Raw genomic sequence first — 18,403 nt, 5'->3', positions numbered from 1 at the left:
CCCCCCCCGCCCCCCCGCCCCCCCCCCCCCCCCCCACCCCCGCGCCCCCGCCCCCCCCCGGGCCCCCCCCGGCCCCCCCGGCGATGGGCCGCAAAGCGGCCCCAAATCGCTTAACTGACTGGTATCAGGGCATGCTCGCTCGCACAGATAATGCGGCTCTTGTCAGGGCCGGGTTACCGCCCCTGCAACAGCTCCAGCGCCTGGTCGAACACCGCCAATGGCTGCGCCGCCTTGTGAATATCCGCCGACAGCAGCTGGCGGAAGCGCCGGGCCCCCTTGAACCCTTGGGCCAGCCCCAGAATATGCCGGGTCACGTGGTGCATCGCGCCACCACTTTCCATGTGCGCGACGATATAAGGCCGCAACTGCGCCAGCGCTTCGCTGCGGCTGACCACCGGCGCATCGCTGCCGAACAACTGCTGATCCACTTCCGCCAGCAGATAAGGGTTGTGGTACGCCTCACGCCCCAGCATCACCCCGTCGAAGGTTGCAAGGTGCGCCTGGCATTCATCCAGCGTCTTGATCCCGCCGTTGAGCACGATCTCCAGGTCCGGGAAGTCCGCCTTCAACTGCGCCGCCACGTCATAGCGCAGCGGCGGGATCTCGCGGTTTTCCTTCGGCGACAACCCTTCAAGGATGGCAATGCGCGCATGCACGGTGAAATTCCGGCAGCCGGCCTCGCGCACCTGGCCGACGAAGTCGCACAGCTCGGCATAGCTGTCGCGGCCGTTGATACCGATGCGATGCTTGACCGTGACCGGCGTCGACACCGCATCGCGCATGGCCTTCACACAGTCGGCCACCAGCGCCGGGTGGGCCATCAGGCAGGCGCCGATCATGTTGTTCTGCACCCGGTCACTCGGGCAGCCGACATTCAGGTTGACCTCGTCGTAGCCCGCGTCCTCGGCCAGACGGGCACAGGCGGCCAGATCGGCCGGCACACTGCCGCCCAGTTGCAGGGCCAGCGGGTGCTCGGAGGCGTCGTGGCGCAGGAAACGCTGGGCGTCGTTGTGCAGCAGGGCGCCGGTGGTGACCATTTCGGTGTAGAGCAGGGTGTGCCTGGACAGCAGGCGCAGGAAGAACCGGCAGTGGCGGTCGGTCCAGTCCATCATGGGGGCAACGCTGAAGCGACGGGAAGGCTCAGGGCGCGTGGTTGCTGGGTTAGAGCCTGGGGTTGTGGTCATATCGTTCAACGGGTCTGGTACCAGATTCAGCGGTTTCGGGGTGTTTGTAGCAAACCCGAGGAACGCCGTAGCAAAAGTCGGCGGCAAACGTCGGGGTTTGCCAGGGCAGGCCGCCAGTTTACCAAGAGAGCTGGGTATTCGTCTGGAAAGAGGTTAGATGGTCCTGCCCCTGAAACCTCCAAACGGGCCAGTTCACGAATCTTCAACAAAGGCTTCCGCAGCGGACATACCGACGCCCTTGAGGGTAATCACCGGACGTCGTCCATCGCCTCGAACATGCCAGCGCAACGCAAGCTCGGTACCCCAGAGGCTTGCACTATCCCCTGTGGGAGCGGGTTTACCCGCGAACACCGGCGCAGCCGGTGCCATCCATTACGTACCATCATGAGGTGCCCGCGATTTCTCGCATGGTGCAGTAAGAGCCCAACCTGACCGAGCGCATGCTCAACGAGTTATCGCCATCACCGACGAAGGTGAGTGAAGAAGGCTTGCTAGGCCTACACCCGTGAAGGCATCAAGTGAAAAGAGGCTCACCGGATAGGTACATCCGGTGAGCCTTTGATGGATTCCACTTCAGACGTATGGATATTTACTATACCAACATACACCAGCGACACGGCACGGCTGAGTTGCTGAAGAGTTAAGGATCATGATTCGCAGTGTTCAGTGTTGTAGCAATTTTTCTAATTGGAGTAAGTGAAACCATCGGACAACCTCAATACAAAGAATAAGGAACAAATTGAAGGTTGACATACTTTCTCCAAGATGAGCTCAAGCGCTCAGCGGTTGTGTGAGATGGTTTCGATTCCACGTTTGTAGCAAATTTAATCTAATTTTTTTGAATCTTGTCAACAGTTCTTTTCGTTGGGTCGTGAGGTATTACCATGAGCCCAGGGCTCGTGAGCAGCGGATTACGTGCGCTTTTGCGTTTTTGCGCAAAAGCGTTTTTGTTCTTTTGAGCACTGGATGGAATGGAGATTTCTACATTTGTAGATTTAACGTTTTCGTTATTTAACGAATTCTTTAGCTAAACTTTTGACTAGCGGTTGTGGAGGTTTCGTAGTTTTAGCCGCTAAAATTGCCGCCCCGGGGGTGGCTGAGGTTTTTTCAATTCGCAGGTAATATCAATTCATGCCCTTGATTGCGGACGTTACCCACCTCCCTGCGTACAGCATGCCATTTGAAATCGCCTGCGGTTCGGCAGCCCGTTCGCACTATCTCTTCAGCGCGCTCGGTCGAGGTAGAGCGCGAGATCCACTCACGTGCAACCTCTGTGTGAGCACAAGAGGTTTCCGGTCGTGTATATCGAGTAGGCCCTGATCGGCAGCCGCTGTAATGATCACAAACCCGTCTCGCTCATCCGGCTCCACGTCGTGGTGCACCTCAGCAAGCGCCGCAAAAAAGAGCGGCTCCCCCTCGGCGCTGGTGATGTAGTAGTGCTGTTTACGTTTCGGGTTTGTTGGATCGGATATCCATTCAAACCATCCATTCGCCGGAGCCAAAGCCCGGCAGCCTGGCCACAAGCTTTTGAAAAAACTCCCTGTCACCACCGTCTCGGCCCGAGCATTGATCGGAGCTGGACGCTTCCCCTTCGCCCAAAATGGTGCCCATCCCCACTTCACGCGATCAACGTACAACCCATCCCCAGCCTGGCGAACGATCTCGACTCGCGTCGACGGCGCTACGTTGTAGCGACCGATCGGCTCATGGTCATAGCCGTTGATTACCACCAGGTCAGCGATAGCTGCCGCAGGTAGTGATCCATCGACTCGTAGATCGAGTACCGTCCACACATAACCACCTCTCGTCTGTCAGAAATTTCGCTGCCCAGGATTGACCGGGCGAACGATGCCGGATTTACTGTATATGCATACAGTTTGCATCGGACCTTCCACCATGACCATCACTTTTCTGGGTACGCCAACCGGCGGTACCGAACCGCTACCGCTGTACTCATTCCACGTGCCGGCAGGCTTTCCGTCGCCAGCAGCAGACCATCTGGAAGGTCATATCTCCCTTGATGAGTTGTTCGACCTTCGCGCGCCCCATGTGTACCTGGTGAAAGTCGAGGGCGACAGCATGCAAGGGGCGGGCATCTACTCTGGTGACCTCGTCATCGTAGACAGGGGGCGGGAGGCAGAGCACGGCGATATCGTCATTGCAGCTGTCAACAGTGAGCCCATCTGCAAGCGGCTTCATCGCCGCGACGGAGTAGTGATCCTCAAGTCCGAAAACCCGGCATATCCACCTCGGTACATCATGGAGGGCGATGAGTTGGTCGTCTGGGGTGTGGTGCGGTATAGCGTGCGCGACCATGCGCAGTGATCAGGTGTTCGCGCTTATCGACTGCAACTCGTTCTATGCGAGCTGTGAGCGTGTGTTCCGTCCGGATCTGGCCAAGACGCCCATCGTAGTGCTCAGCAACAATGACGGCTGCGTGATCGCACGCATCATACGATGCCAAGCCGTACGTGAAGATGGGCGAGCCTTACTTCCAGGCGAAGGAGAAACTTCGCCGGCATGGCATCGTGGCGTTCTCGTCGAACTATGCGCTGTATGGCGACATGAGCGAGCGGGTCATGTCGCTGATCGAGTCCATGGTGCCTGCGGCAGAGGTCTATTCGATCGATAAGAGTAAGTTGTATAGTGCGGGCACCCAAACCTATAAATGCCAACCATGGACATCATCGGTCTATCCAGGGGCGTTGAATGGCGACGCTAGAGCACGTTCATTTCGTTCCCCACTACCTCGTTCGCGGAGAGAACGCCGTCGCATACTCCCCCAGTAGCAGCCGGCCATCCATTGAAGGCTTGCCCCAAATCTTTTGGGCGGATTATGCCCCCTGGAGGGAGGCAAACCTGTGGGCAGTGGAACGAGCAACGACTGGTGACGCTTCTCTGAAGACCGTCGCCAGTAACTTGAATGGCCTTCTGCATTACGCGAAATTCCTGGAGTCTCGTGATCTGCAGTGGTTCGAGTTTCCGGCTCGAAAAGCTGACCGCTGTCTGGTGTTGTACCGAGGAGCGTTGATTAAGATGCGCGATGCCGGCCAGATCAGCCCCTCCACGGCGTCTGAGTACATGCGCAATTGCATCATGTTCTATCGGTGGGTAAGGCATAGGGAGCTTCTTGCTCCACACGTCCAGCTGTGGCGGGATAAGCCCTATGTCCTTAAATACTTCGACCAGGTGGGGTTCGAGCGATCGATCAGCGGAACCACCACCGACCTCAGTATCCCGAACCGTAAGCGACCAGGCCAAACGCTTGAAGATGGGCTGTTGCCGGTCTCGGAGACTGATCGCGATTCAATTCTGGATTTCGCTGCAGAGAACGCCACGCCCGAGCTGTACCTCATGTTGGCTCTTGGCTTTTTTACCGGGATGCGGCTCGGCAGCATCTGTGATCTCAAAATTCAAGCTCTTGAGCACGCTGTCCCTGACCCGTCCGCTGATGGACTGCTACGTCTAGCGGTTGGTCCAGGCGCGAATCCGCCAGTGCACACAAAATTCGGTGTGACGGGCCAGGTCTGGATACCCGAAGCCTTGCGTGAAGAGTTACTGGAATATGCCAAAGGCTGGCGGAGGATGGAGCGAGAGGCGAAAGCGTCTCCTGAGAATCGGGACTTGCTATTCTTGACCCGCTTTGGAAATGCCTATGGCAGACGCGGCACCGATCAGTCATCCGCTGTGAATGTCGAGATGTCCGAATTTCGAAAACGAGGTGTCAAAGCAGGGCTACAGGCGCTACGAAAATTTCGTTTCCATCAGTCGCGCTGCACTTTCGGTACCGAGTTGGCACGTCTGGCGCTCTCAGCTTGTGCCGATGTTTCTATCGTCATTGCGACTGTCAGCGATGCGCTGCTTCATGGGCCTAACTCTGAAGCTACCACATTTAAATATATCCGTTTCGTACAGGCATTGCCGATTAAGCAGGCCCTCTCAAATAGCTTCATGGTGGCGTTTAGCGGGATCGGCCTTGGGGCGCGACACGATGGATAGCTCCGAAATCGATCTCACTTTTCCAATGCTTGAGTATGGGGCCACTGAAACACCTTGGGACCTACGGCCGTTGCTGTTTCGCGGAGGCGCGGCAGCAAAGGTGAAGCGAGTGGCCTGTCAGATCGTCCAAGGCGAACTCGGCAGTCCCTTGCCGGAACGTATCGAATTGGTCTCGCGGCTGCACGAACACATGGCTGACGATCTTGCAGGTGGCGGAAGCCGTTTTTCGGCACAGAACAAGATCAGTGCATTGCGTCGTTTCTTTGCTTGGGCAGATTCAGAAAACGTGAATCTCAGTGTTGAGACAGCGGCCAGCACCTTCATTCATTGGAGCGAGCATTTGCTCCAGCGTCATCGAATCGAGCGCAATTTCAGCGATGGCTCTCTATACGATCTCACCAGGCTCACGGCGACGATGCTGGACCGAGCATTAGACCGCCAGGCGAGCCTGAGCAAAAGCACGCGTATCCGCAAGCCGCGCGGCAAAGGCAAAGTACACACGAGCACGGCGGACAAGCAGAACCTGCAAAGCACTTTCGCATTCGGATACCTTCTAGCTGACGTATGCGAGGCATTAACCTGGAAGGGGACAACGGCCTCTCTCCCAGTTTGTATTTCGTTGCGCACCGGCCGAGTGCTGGAACTATGGTCGGGATTGCAGAGCCCCGAGAAACTGGCGGCGCGCCGTACCAGACCGCGAAGCCAAGCGCAAATTAAAGCCTCCCTGGCAGCGCGTGCCGCCTACGATGAAGATCGGACTCTGCGTACTCGTTTTCCCCTCGTTAATTTACGGATCGAGAGTGAAATGCTGATGTTCATTGCTCAGACCGGCCTGAACCTCCAGCAAGCACATACCCTTAGGGTCGAGCAGTTTCATTACGCCAGCCACTTGGACGGCTACCAAGTCCGTGCCTACAAAAAACGACGCGAAGGAGAGGTGCTGTTCGAGATCTTCGCCAGTTACCGGGAGTGGTTTGAACGCTATCTCGAATGGCGTGCCGAATGGTTTCCTCAGGAGCCGGATGGTTTGCTCTTTCCGCTTGTACGCAGCGGCGGACGAATCTTAGAAGAGGCGACACAGTTCACGAACATAACACGCATCTGCCGTGAGCTTGGCATGCCAGTGGTGAGGCCACGCAAACTACGCGCGACTCGCATCAACTGGTTGCTTCGGGAATCTCAGAACCCGCAGCAGGTTGCCGAGTTAGCCCAACATACGGTGGAAACACTGATACGCGTATATGCCGATCCCCACCCACAGATCGCGATGGTGGAGATTTCGCGCTTCCATCAACAAACCGATCCCTCCCTTGCACCACCCGCTCCTGGCAGGTGCGTATCAGCTACACCGGAGCCAGTCGGCACTATGCCGCAGAATGCTCCGCAACCCGACTGCGTCAATGCTGCTGGCTGCCTGTTTTGTACCCAGCACCGGGATATCGAAAGTGAAGATCATGTGTGGTCTCTGAGTAGCTTGCGCTACCTCAAATCGCTTGAGCTGGCACGCTACCGCCCGCCCAGTTCCGGAAAGCAGTCGACTCCAGAGCATCCGGCATTGCTTGTGATCCAGCGACTGACTGCCAAGCTGCACTTTTTCGAAGAAAGTAGTGAGATTCGCAGGCTGTGGGTTGAAGAAGCGCGGGCGCGTATTCGCGAGGGGGATTACCACCCGGCTTGGGATGGTTTCATTCGATTGGCGGAAGTGGGGCAAAGATCAGCATGACGAAAAGTATTCTCTCCGAACTTGGCCTCGGCATCGACTCGCCCTTGGCGGTTCCTGACGCACCGAACTATCGGCCGCCAGTCTGGCCGCCCCAGCGTGATTGGCCGGTCATTCTCGACGCCGCAAGTAAGGTGGTGAGTCGTTGGGGGGATGCCATCTGGCGGCTCGACCCGTGGTCGAGAAAACGGGTCACTCTTAATTTCGGCGATGGCCCAGCTAAGAAATATGTCGCCTCGATCGATCCTACGAACGCCAATTTATTGCGGACCGTAACCGGCTGGTGGCTATACGGTCCCAATGGAGCCCGTGGATACCGAGGTCTGAAAACGCGCTTCGACCAGATGCGTCGGTTGTTCGTTTTGTGCACTCAAGAAGGCATTCTGGCATCCGAGCTGAGTCAGTTTCCGCGTGTCGCGGACCGTCTCCCGGAGATCCTCCAAGCTTCCCGGTCAGGTGAGTTTTTGGCATTGCTGCATGAGCTGTACGAGCGGCGGGATGCGCTGGGTTTCACCCTGTTGGATCGCGCAGGGTTGGCACGCCTCGCAGCGGCCATGCCCGACCACCAGAAGCTCCAGACTCCCTATATCCCGCCGCGCATTTGGCACTATCAAATCAAACGCTTGCGCGAATGCCTGGACGATTTTTTGGCGCATCGTCACCAGTTGGAGGAGTGCTTCCGCTTCTGTCTGGCGGCCTATAGGCACAACTCCATTGGTCTCCAAGGACGCCACAGACCACTGTCGTTCTACCCATTTCAGTGGCCTTCGGATGGAACAAACGGCAAGCATAGCGGGCGGCACTATTACGGCCCATTCATCGACACCGCGCACCGGTTGGGGCTGGTAGAATTGTTTCGTCGCTGGATGGGAGTAAGCGACCGTGAAATTCGCGTTCAAACACTGAGTCGCTACCTCAACCTCGTGAGTCGAGCTGGGCTTAGCTATCTGCTGAATTTCAGCCTGATGCGAGTCGAAGAGGCCTGGAATCTGCGCGTCGATTGCTTGGATATAGAGCGTGATCCGCAGTTTGGCGAAATCCACGTACTGCGCGGACGAACGACCAAGACGATGTCGGACTCTGAGGCAGTTTGGGTCACATCACCGTCGGCTCAGATGGCCGTTGAAGCCATGCGCGTGGTCGCAAACCTCCGTGCAGAGTGCGCTTCTACGCCTGGCGAGGACTCAGCGTCTGGCGATCCGGCAAAGCGCTACTTGCTGGATTATTGGCTCGAACCGTGGGGAACGAAGCACACCAAGATCAACCGCACGATTCGGCCATCGATTCCGAGCTATTCCAATGTGCTTCAGTCGTTCGACACGCTGTTCGACCCGGAGCAGTTGCGCATTACGCAGGAAGATCTTGAATTGGCTCGCTTGGTGACGCCGGCGCTGACCGACGAGTTCACGGTCGGCAAAATCTGGCCGTTGGCATGGCATCAACTCCGGCGAACCGGCGCAGTGAACATGCAGGCGTCCGGCCTGGTCAGCGACGCTTCACTGCAGTTTCAGTTAAAGCATGTCGCCAGAGCCATGAGTCTCTACTACGGGCAAAACCATTCCAGGGTACGGCTGGAAGAGAAGGCCCATACCTACTATGTCCGCACTATGTACGAGACGTTGGGCAGGCAACTGCAACAGCTGACGAGCAACCGGTTTGTCAGCCCACACGGTGAGAGACGGAAATCAGAGATAGTCCGTCTGATCTCAGCTCTGGATGCCAAGAAAGCGATCAGTCTGGCTAAGAAGGGAGCACTCACTCATCGGCCGATTTTGTTGGGCATCTGCACGAGCCGAGTCCCTTGTCCCTATGGTGGCATCGACAATATCGCTCGCTGCGGAGGGGGCGACTCCCCCGGAGAAACCAAACCCTGTGCAGACGTGCTGTATGACCCCGAGCAACTCGACGAAGTCGAAGTGTTAGAGGCGGTATTGGATGAGCGCCTAGCCGCTGCCGAGGTAGGCAGTCCGCTAAGGACTTCGTTGGAAGCCCAGAAACGTAGTGTGGAGAACTATCGCCATGTCATCCGGCAAGCATGAACCCGCTGATCCGGCCAAGAGAATGAGTGCCGGCGAGCAGTATCGCGCAGCGTTCGAACGGCTGAAGAGCAACAACCCCGAACGACTGCCAAAGGGAACGCCTGTGAGCCAGAACAACGTTGCGAAGGAGGCCGGCAGCGATTCATCTGCATTGAAAAAAGCTCGCTTCCCCTTACTGATCGCTGAAATCCAAAAATACGTAGAAGGACACGCGGAGCAGCGACCGCCGTCAGTACGTCAGGTCAGCTTATTAGCCCGCAGAAGAAATCGTGGGCTTCGAGATCGGATCGAGGAAATCACGCAGCAGCGTGACCACCTAGCCAGCCTACTTAGTGAGGCCGACGCCACCATTCTCGAGCTATATGATCGTATTGCGGAATTGGAGCGCCAACTGCCAACCTCAAATGTCCTACTCATTGATCCACGAGGACGCAAAAAACTCGAATCTGGGAGCTAGCAACAGAGAGGTCGCACTCTGCTAGCTGACTTTCGACCGCTCGGGAGCCGACAGGCAGCTGGTGTAGGTTTTCGAAATAGATGCGAAAAAATCGAAATATATGCGACTGGAAAAGCTTGGTGCCGAGGGCTGACTGGCAGGTGCAGTCTCAGAATTCACCGGCTGCGAGGGCCGATCGGCATCTTCATCTGCAGCAAAACACCTGCAGAAATCGCGGTAAGATGGCTGAGGTTCTTGCCGCCAAGAACGGCATCAGCTTGCAGGGCGGTCTGAGCGTCACCGGTGCCAGGCTCTCATTGGAATCACAGGTCTCTGCGGGCAGCCCATAAGCCTGAGCTCCCCCCCGTTACCCCTTTGATCTGCTCAACCTGATTAAAAATAAAAACAGGGATAGCGGATACTAGAATTTGCATCCACTATCCCCGTAACAAAAAGCGCTGCCGTGAGCTTCGACTTGCCGCCTAATCTTTAGATTCTAGCGGCTGATAAAACTCCCCACCTTCCAAGACCGGCTTGAAGAACGCATTATAAACAGCCAAGTTGTTATATTCGTCTGGCTCGTAGCCAAACAAACGCGCAGATGAGATATATGGCTGTACCAGAGCCTCATCTTTAGCATATTTAGAAGTAAAAAATATAGCCTCCCTGACCAACTGCTTATTTTTTACCGAGCTGATCAGTGCAGAAGCGGGCATTATACTTCGGCCAGATTTAAACGAATGATAGAACATCAGGTCTTCACGCAATGTTATCTGGTAAATTCCAGTCACGCCCACAGATTCGGCTATATCAACAGCGACGGTATCGGTGCTCTTCCTGGTGGGGATTTTTTTCCTGATTTTTACACGTAACAAGGAGTCTTCTGGAGTTTGCGCCTCCCCTCCGTTGACAGAAATCCCATAACTGCTCCTCATGACAAGACTTTGGAACTCGACGTCATCCTCCCCCGAAGGTTCTTCACCGAGAAGATCAGAGAAATCGATGTCCCCAGAGCCAAGCGTTGCATCCACGGCAATCGGTAAAGTACTATCGCCAAAGCAAAGCTCACCCAGCACTCCATACCAAGGCTGGTCATAGGGTAACAGCAGCGAATCATTGACGACGATTATGTAATGGGCAGCTTCTGGTACGTGCCCGGCCGCTTTGTGATCTTCAAACTTCTTCAACTTGTCCTTGATAGCCGACGTAACCGACAGCAATCGCTCACGGAAAACCGTATCTCGGTCTTCAGGCTCTAACTTTCTCTGTTTAATGAGATTTCTGATATGATCCTGCGGGGTTGGTGTGACCACTTCGAAGCAGAATGTCTCGCCATTTTTCCTGGCGACAAAGTCCGGCCCAGCATCCTTGCTTTTGATGTCTTCAAAGCCCATCCCTAAAAGCCGGTAATAAAACAGCATTTCTGCCATCCGCTGGGAGTATATGCCGACATCATCAAGCATGACTTGCTTATTGAACTGGGTGTCCTTCAAGTCTGAAAAATTCAAGAAAAGGGATTTCAGACCTTGAATCATGCAGTTCATGATCAGTTCCATGCGCTGACCACTTTCTGGTGACTTTTGGAAGAAATAGTCAAACCTTGTGGTTAGGATCTCTCGCCACTTATCTTGGAGATAGGCTATACATATATCGTTTGTTCTGTTCTTTTTTATCGTTCCTGGCTTTACAGAAAATTGCGCTTCATTACTTGGCATGGCGATCAGGCTCACGAAGTCGGATTGTTTTTATAGCATACGGGCCTGCCAGAAAAGGTTACTGATCTGTGGCAGCATCACACTGAGCTCATCTCTACAAACAGGGGCAAGCGTCGCGACGCGGGAGGGCTCTTCACCTAGAATTTTCTCATGGCAGAGAATGCCCTTGGGGCCGGTGAACCTTTGCGGTTTTCGTAGCGATGGAAGCGGTCTGTGTCGGCCGAAGAACAGCATGCTCAGCGGGGCGTGTAGTAGATGGCGTCCAGTAGCGCTGCGCGTCCCAACCAGATTTCGGCGTCAGCCGCATTGCTCGGCTGAGGATGTCTCCACCACGCATCTCCATGCATAGGCTCGATGATACGCTGCCAGTAACTCTCCAGGTTCGTTGTGCTCGGGCTGACACCGAAGTTCTCGCACAAATCCTTTCGATTGGCCGAATCGATGCACACAAATGCGTCAGGCCTCTTCATCGCCAAGAGCCTGGTCGCGGTCGGCAGTCCGCCGACTCGCCCGTTCTGGTCGAAGGCTGCTATGAATGCTTTGCAGTAGCGGTCGTAGTCGTCCTGTGTGACCGCGCCCATCAAAGGGATGAAATCGAGGGCGTCAGAGAGACCTGCGGGAGCCTCGATGACCAGGTTCGCGAACGTCCCACTTGCACCCATGCTCCCGAAAAGCCCGTAGTCCACGCCTGGCTGCTGGGACTTCTTGCGCCCGAGAGTGCCGGCGACCAGCTTGCGGTCGTCCTCGCTCCACTTCGCGTAGGGTATGCGGGTCGCGAAAAGAGCGCGTGCTTTTGTCAAGACTCCCAAGCGCTCCTTGAACAGGTGCGCAGACGGGTGTGATGAGCTTCGGACTTGCACGAGGTAGTCCGCCCAACTCATATCATGTGGCGCGCGCTTGGTATTCGGCCTAGAAGGTGGCCGAACATCAGCGAACTTGGTCAGTTCCTCTCGTGCTGCCGCCTTGGCTGCGTACTGGTGGCGGTACCGATAGAGAAACTCGTGCGAGATGTCTTCCGCGCCCCTCCATGCCTCTGCGACGAAGCGACTGAGTTCTGCCAGCGCTGCATCGTCTGAAGAACCATCCAGCAGAACACTTGCCTCGACGTTACGGCTCATCGCGGCGTTCGTGAGATTTGGGCTACCGACTACACAGCGGATGCGTCTCCCGTTGCGAAATAGGTAGACCTTCGGATGGAACAGGTCGCCAGTGGGGGGAACGACGGCTGCGCCCGCTAGCCTTGCAGCTCGATCAAGAACCTCGGGCTGCGTCTGGAACATGTGGGTGCCGACGACGAAGTGCTCGAACTTCGAGCTGTTTTTCATCGCTGCGTCGAAGACTGCGTTCTCGGTGCCCCAGGCTACTGCCCATTGCATCGACTCGCAGCTCTCGACCAGCGCTATGAGAGTTGCCTGCGTCTGCGAAGCCGACAGGAATTCCACATCCATCCTTACTTCTCCTCGTGTTTCTGTTGAGCTGGGGGTGTCAGGACAGACGAACTGCTCGCGCAGCGACCGGCAGGTACAGCCATCGCTGGCTTACGGGCTTGCCGGTCGCGCTGAGAAGAGCATGACTATAGGACTCGATCTGTGGCCCATGCTCAGCCACCAAGTCTTCGTCTCTGGCGGCACCGCCGGGGTTCGACTTGTGGTCCAGCAGAATCCAGCCGTTGGGCTCTTCCACTAGCAGGTCGATGCGGCCACGGATTCGAGTACCGTTCGGGCCATCCGCTTCGATGGGCACCTCGACGTGAACGGGATAGCCTGGCCAGCGCTTGGCTATCCAAGCCAGGAACGCTTCGACCTGGGCGCAAACAGCATCCTTGTCCACAGAGTCAGCCACAGCCCAAGCCTTCAGGATGTGTTCTACGTCTGGGCCCGGGACGCCACCAAGGACTGCGGCGCGCGCAATGCACAGATGGAGCGCCGTGCCCAACGACGCCATGTCGGGCTTGCCTGCCAAGCTCAGCCTGACGCCTACGGCGTCGGTCTCGGCGACCTTGAACATGCCGCCTGAGGCAGAGCTCGGTCGATGCCACAACGGCTCTGCCTGCACGCGTGGGCGAGGTGTGAACCAGTAGCAGTCCTCAGATGTCTTGGCAGGCGGCTCCACTGCGCAGTCGTCCTTGCTCCAGGACTTTGACTGCCTGGAGAGCTGCCGGCCGTCCGGAAGCGCCACGGTTCCTGAGTCGCCAAACAAGAGCGCGACTGCGCCTTGAATCTCGTCAACCCAAGCTCGCCCCGGTCCGCGAGAGCGACTGAAAGATACTGCGACATTCATATCGCGAGCGCGGGTCAGGCCGACATAGAGCAGGCGCTTGTTCTCCGCCAGTGCTTCGGCCTGCATGGCTTGACCAGTGGCGCTGGCCTCGGCGTTGAGGGCGGCCTGGGGCTGGGACCGTTTGCCCCAAGTCTTCAGCCAGCAGTGGATGAAGCGGTTGGCAAGTGGCTGCTGCGGCTCAAAGCCTCCAACAGTCCTGGCGCGGACGCCCCAGAGTGAACTGCGTGCCGTCGCATCTAGGCTTGTCAGCACGGCGACTGGCCACTCCAGGCCCTTGGCACCGTGATATGTGAGGACCGAGACTGAGTTATCTGATGACGTGGCCCGATTGTCGTCCTCTTCGCTGGCGAGTTCATCTAGCCAACGAAGCATGCCGCTGACGGTCGCCGGCCGCTTCGCGGCAACAGACTCGTCCTCAAATGTCTTGCCGAACTCGACCAGCGCCTCGACATTGGCCAGTCGGTTGCGGCCTTCGTGAGGGGAGGCAGACCATTGGCCTACCAGCCTCGCGACCTGAGACTCAGCAGCGGCAAGTCGCAGTGCTTCCTGTGGTGTCAATGCATTGAGCGTTGGACGCAGCTCTTCCAATCGGGCCAGTAGCGGATGGGCACTATCGCCCTTTATCTTCCACTCGTAGGACTTCGCACCGTTGGTGGCGAGGTGCTGAAATCTATCTTGGAGCCATGTCTCGACCGGAGTGCCCTCGGCAAGGGTGAGAACCAGTGCCGTCGCGACCGTATCGGTCGGGTCGTTCATGCGCCTGAGGCAGGCCATTACATAGATGGCTTCTGCGGTCCCCAGCAGGCCAGAACGCGGGCTGGCTGACGGGATGCCCCATCGCGTGAGCGACGTGACTGCAGACTCGACCTGCTCGTTGTAGCGACACAGCACTCCGACATCGCCGGCCTGAATCGGACGGAGTTCCTTGGTTTCTTTATCTTCGACCTTGACTCCGGATTCCAGCAACTCATGGACGGCCTGCCCAAGGCCCAGATAGTCTGTGTCGTTTCGACTGCTCTCAAAGTTCCAGTTCAGCAGCGCGGCCTGGTTTGGGATGTCCTTTCGCAACGGCTGCAACTGAACCTGCGCAGGCGTTAGGTCGGGCTCGAATGCGGAGCGAAACACGTCGTTGGTGAGCGAGACGAGGCTCTCGATGGAGCGCCTGGAGGTGTCCAAGGCTTTCCCTATGGTTCCGCCCCAGTCCTTGATTGCGCCGAGGACGCCGGTGATGAGGCTCGCGTCCGTTCCGCGGAACCCGTAGATTGCCTGCTTGGGGTCTCCGACCCAGACTGACCGCTTGGCGAGCTTGGCCAACTCTACGAAGAGCGCCAGCTGAAGAGGGCTGGTGTCCTGGAACTCATCAACCATGATGAGATCCAGCTCTGCCGCCAAGACTTCGCGGACGGTTGATTTTGTCCTCAGTGCACGCAGTAGCAGTACCTCTTGGTCGCTGAAGTCAACGGCACCCAGAGCCTTCTTGGCCTGCTCGTAGGCATCTAGAACGTCGGCTGCCAGGTTGAACAACAGGTCAAGGTAACGACGGACTTCTGCATGAAAGGCTGGGTGAGCCTCGTGTGCCTGGGCAGCGGCCTTTACTGGTTCCAGGGTGTCCCTGACCTTGGCGCCAGCGTCAATCCCTGCCGCGCCAATCCAGTCGGGCCAGCACCAGCGGCCTTCACGGAAGAGGCGGTCCAGTTTCTGCAGCCCTTCGAGTCCCTTACGGAGGTTTTCTGCAACCTTGGCGCCGGCAGCCTGCTGCTGTTCGACATAAGTGACTACCTTCTGATGCGCCTCGTCCAGCGCGGCTGCCAGTGCCTCGGTTGGATCTGGACCTGTACTTGGGGCCGGCCAGTTCGCGAGCATCGAGTCCGCGTTTTGAGCACCCATTGTGCGAAGCGCTACTGGCGCTATGTCGTTGTCGAGCGCGGCCTTGACGACGCTCTCGACAGTCTTAGACCAGTCTGCCTGCTCGATGCCAAATCGCTCGGTGAGTCGAACCAATTCTGCTTGTGCGGCTGCGTCCATTGACTCGGCCAAGGTGGCTTTGAGCAGCCGCTTGGATTGACCTTCGCTCAGGACAGTCTGGTCTGGAGACAGACCCAGCTCGAAGCAAAAACGCTTGAGCATCTGGCCGCAGACGCTGTTGACCGTACCCAAACGGGCCTGGCCAATGGCTGTGGCCAGGTCGATGCGTCCCTTCTCGAGAAGCCAGGAGCGGGCTCGTTCGCGCAGCTCCGTGGCGGCCTTCACTGTGAAGGTTGTGGCCAGGATGGCATGAGGCCGAGCTGCGCCGGACTCGAGCGCTTGGGCGAGTGTTTCGGTCAGCTTGTAGGTCTTGCCGCTGCCAGCGCCTGCGCTGATGAACTCGATGTTGCGCATTATTGCCAGCCTCCCAGCAAAACGAGGTGGTCACGATCCCACTTGCTTGGGCCATTAACCTGAAGGGTTCCGTCAGGGCCTTGGAACTCGTCGGTCGGACCTTCCGGAACGACGTCGATGGCCCCTGCGTCCAGTTGCTGCTTGCGCCAATTCCAAGTGGTGCGTGCGCGGTCCAATAGTGTGGCGATGGTAACGCCGTCTGGAGGCCTTCTGACCTGCGCTTTCGGGAAGGTGTCGGCAGCGGTGACGTACAATGCGCCGCTTTCCAGGATGAAGTAGCCAAGCGCGGCGGGTGCGACACCCTTCATTTGTTCGATGAGGCTTGAGTAGAGTGCCAGCTGCAGGTGCTCGCCTGAGCGAAGCAAGCCGGCGTAGTAGTTGTCGCTTCGCCACTTCATATCCAAGGCGGCAGTTCGCTCGTCGCCAAGCGTGACAAGGAGGTCAATCTTGCCGATCAGCGGGATTGCGCCCAGGGTTCCGGTGAACTCGACTTCGGTCTGCACCTGTATTGCGCCAGCGGACCTCAGGTGATCGAGGAGACCGCAGATGGCTCCTTCGCAGACCTTGCGGAAGTGTTGTTGGCTTACACCTGCGCCTTGCATGAGCAGTACGGCACCCTCGGTCTGCAGGAGCATGTCGGCTTCAGTGTGGAACCAGTCGATTGCAGCGTGGTTCGACCAAGTCAAGGCATCGTCGTGAGCGAAGAGCTTCTCGAACACGCGGTGCGCAAGGATGCCCAGCAGGCGGTTGTCTTCCTCCACTGCTAGGGCGTAGCTGGGCTCCAAGTCAGCCACACGCTTCAGGACGAAGAGGGCGGGGTTGTTGAAGAGTTCGTTGAGCGTGGTGAACGATTGCGCATAATCCCTGAGCTGTATGGGGTTCGGGAGTTGGATTTGCCTTGAGGGCGTGGGAAGCGGTTGAGCTGGAATCACTTCGGCTGTTGTCCCGAGAAGTGTGGAGCCCAGGGCGATGTCCAGATCGAGCATGCCAGATTCGATGTCCGGTATGAGCTTCTTCAGAAGCTGGCGAACCGGATGCACTTCTGCATGAGGAGGAGGGCAGACGAGGACAAATTTCTTCCGCGCGGCAAGTAGTGGCCGTAGCCACTGCTGTGCCAGGGACACTAGCTCACGTGCCGGGTCTCGCAGTTGGACACCCTGCTGAGTAAGCGCTTCCACCTCCGAGGGGGACCAGGGCAGTGGGGAGGGCAGAACAGGCGTGGACGGCATCCACCAGACAACCTCGTCGGCTGCCTCGACGCACGCGCCAGCCGTGCTTGCTGAACGCATGCAACCGACATGGGGCACCGCAGCGGGGTTGGTTGTCCCTGCAGGCGTGGCGTGGGCGACCAACTGCTCAATTTGCCGCGGCAGCACGCTCTCCAGGCCTTGCCGGGCCAGCTCGGTCAGCGCGTCATGGACTGCCGTACATTGGCGATGTGCCGCCGAGAAGCTCGCCACATCGGCGGACTCACCAGTGAGGCGACGACGCATCGCTTCCTTCAGCCGGCCGATTCGAACGATGAGTGCATCGATAGGCACTCCGACGGTGCGAGACCAACGCTCGGACTCCAGCCAGAACGTGATATCAGCTGCGATTTCCTGGGCGTCGTCACCTTCGGCGAGCTTAGCCTTGGCCGCAGTCCAGGCCTCGCCGCCAATCCCCGGCTGCTTGGAAAGCGCGCGGGCGAGCGTATTTCGCGCGTGACGGGTAAACGGGCCGACCGGGTGGGTCAAGAAATCCAGCAGTCGATTGATGTCGAGAGGTTCCCAGCACATCTCCATGGCAAGGGGTAATGCCTGAAGCGCTGGGCGAAGCTGACTCGGGCGTTCGAACCCACATTTGACCCCGCCTGTTGCGGCTAGAGAGACGTCCAGAGAATCGCCGGCGTCTTCGGCCAGGACCAGTCGGTCGCCAGGCAGGTGCGAGTGCTGTGCTCTCAACCAATTTTCGGCGGTCGTGGCGGTGAGGGCGTGCACCAGCAAGACGCTCCCATCAGTCGGCGCGGCCAAACTGCCTGCAGCGCCGCCGGCCAGCACGGTCAGAGCTCTATCTTGCAATGCACGGAGTTGACCTTCGCCCTGTGGTTCAGGAAGGCGGACGTCCACTGCAGGTAGGCAGTCGAGCACTTGTCGCCAGAGGAGCGGGAAGTCTTCGGGCATGTCAACCAGCGCAACTGACTTGATGGGGCCGGGGCCGGACTCGCGTAGAGCTTGCACCACCAAGTGCAAGCGCTCTGCCTCTCCGTGCGGCAGCACTTCGAGCGCAGCATTCTCGATGGCGGCAAGTTCCCGGAGCCGCGAAGGGTGCGTTGGCTGTGCGCTGCCGTCCCAGCCGCCGAGTCGCCACTCGTCTCGCCAAGCCAGCAGGCGCGCGGCCGTACCGATGCTGTCGGCCTTCAGGGACTCACTGTAGAAGCGTGAGTTGTTGTCATGGTCCCGAAGCAGGCCGGAGTAGACCGCAACACGTTTGGCCGTGGACGCTTCCGGCGCGCTCAGACCGAGGTAGGTTTCCAGTAGGGACAGAAATCCGAGGCGGCCGACTACTGGAGTGTTGAAGAAGTTTTTCGGGGACGGCCCTTGGCGGGCGTCCAGGAACAGGCCAAAAGTGACGTGCATGCTGAAGTTGACTCCCCTGAAGACAATCGAATG

The 18,403-nt window shown here is 57.8% G+C and carries 10 protein-coding genes and 3 pseudogenes; 7 read left to right on the top strand and 6 right to left on the bottom strand.

Going from position 1 to position 18,403, the window contains the following annotated elements; all coding sequences use genetic code 11:
• Positions 1–173: 173 nt before the first annotated feature.
• Positions 174–1,184: a tRNA dihydrouridine(20/20a) synthase DusA gene (gene dusA / locus C6A77_RS07450; protein ID WP_114168875.1), complete on the bottom strand. Its 1,011-nt coding sequence runs from the start codon at positions 1,182–1,184 to the stop codon at positions 174–176.
• 1,107 nt (positions 1,185–2,291) lie between these two features.
• Positions 2,292–2,979 (bottom strand): annotated as a pseudogene (locus C6A77_RS07445) (SOS response-associated peptidase family protein).
• A gap of 101 nt (positions 2,980–3,080) precedes the next feature.
• Here C6A77_RS07445 and umuD point away from each other — a divergent pair.
• The 7 genes and pseudogenes from umuD to C6A77_RS25930 all read left to right on the top strand — a co-directional run.
• A complete protein-coding gene (umuD, locus tag C6A77_RS07440) occupies positions 3,081–3,509 on the top strand; it encodes a translesion error-prone DNA polymerase V autoproteolytic subunit (RefSeq protein ID WP_114168878.1) in 429 nt (142 codons plus the stop codon).
• Positions 3,499–3,817: pseudogene (locus C6A77_RS07430) on the top strand (DNA polymerase V subunit UmuC); the annotation flags it as partial. The gene umuD and the pseudogene C6A77_RS07430, both read left to right, overlap by 11 nt.
• A 76-nt stretch (positions 3,818–3,893) precedes the next feature.
• A complete protein-coding gene (locus C6A77_RS07425; protein ID WP_047338304.1) occupies positions 3,894–5,183 on the top strand; it encodes a site-specific integrase in 1,290 nt (429 codons plus the stop codon).
• Positions 5,176–6,906 carry a site-specific integrase gene (locus C6A77_RS07420; protein ID WP_085625658.1) on the top strand — a complete coding sequence of 577 codons (1,731 nt, stop codon included), beginning with the start codon at positions 5,176–5,178 and terminating at the stop codon, positions 6,904–6,906. Before C6A77_RS07425 ends, C6A77_RS07420 begins: the two co-directional genes overlap by 8 nt.
• Entirely contained in the window at positions 6,903–8,942 is a 2,040-nt protein-coding gene (locus C6A77_RS25935) for a hypothetical protein (protein WP_241507399.1), read from the top strand. Before C6A77_RS07420 ends, C6A77_RS25935 begins: the two co-directional genes overlap by 4 nt.
• Complete coding sequence (locus C6A77_RS07410) at positions 8,923–9,399, top strand: hypothetical protein (RefSeq protein WP_164497661.1); 477 nt, start codon at positions 8,923–8,925, stop codon at positions 9,397–9,399. The genes C6A77_RS25935 and C6A77_RS07410 overlap by 20 nt, the downstream gene beginning before the upstream one ends.
• Before the next feature lie 144 nt (positions 9,400–9,543).
• Positions 9,544–9,728: pseudogene (locus C6A77_RS25930) on the top strand (XdhC family protein); the annotation flags it as partial.
• Positions 9,729–9,860: 132 nt separating this feature from the next.
• Here C6A77_RS25930 and C6A77_RS07400 read toward each other — a convergent pair.
• The 4 genes from C6A77_RS07400 to C6A77_RS07385 form a co-directional block, all read right to left on the bottom strand.
• Complete coding sequence (locus C6A77_RS07400; protein ID WP_206605917.1) at positions 9,861–11,108, bottom strand: hypothetical protein; 1,248 nt, start codon at positions 11,106–11,108, stop codon at positions 9,861–9,863.
• Positions 11,109–11,329: 221 nt separating this feature from the next.
• Positions 11,330–12,541, bottom strand: a complete 1,212-nt coding sequence (locus tag C6A77_RS07395) for a phospholipase D family protein (RefSeq protein WP_023093042.1) — start codon at positions 12,539–12,541, stop codon at positions 11,330–11,332.
• Positions 12,542–12,578: 37 nt separating this feature from the next.
• Positions 12,579–15,752, bottom strand: a complete 3,174-nt coding sequence (locus C6A77_RS07390) for a UvrD-helicase domain-containing protein (protein WP_085625588.1) — start codon at positions 15,750–15,752, stop codon at positions 12,579–12,581.
• Positions 15,752–18,370 (bottom strand): PD-(D/E)XK nuclease family protein, encoded by a 2,619-nt coding sequence (locus C6A77_RS07385; protein ID WP_114168877.1) that lies wholly within the window; start codon positions 18,368–18,370, stop codon positions 15,752–15,754. Before C6A77_RS07385 ends, C6A77_RS07390 begins: the two co-directional genes overlap by 1 nt.
• Between the last annotated feature and the right edge of the window lie 33 nt (positions 18,371–18,403).

The organism is Pseudomonas sp. AFG_SD02_1510_Pfu_092 (genome assembly GCF_003331055.1).
Taxonomy (GTDB): domain Bacteria; phylum Pseudomonadota; class Gammaproteobacteria; order Pseudomonadales; family Pseudomonadaceae; genus Aquipseudomonas.
Note: the sequence above shows the minus strand (reverse complement) of the source record. Positions and strands in the feature narration are given on the sequence as shown.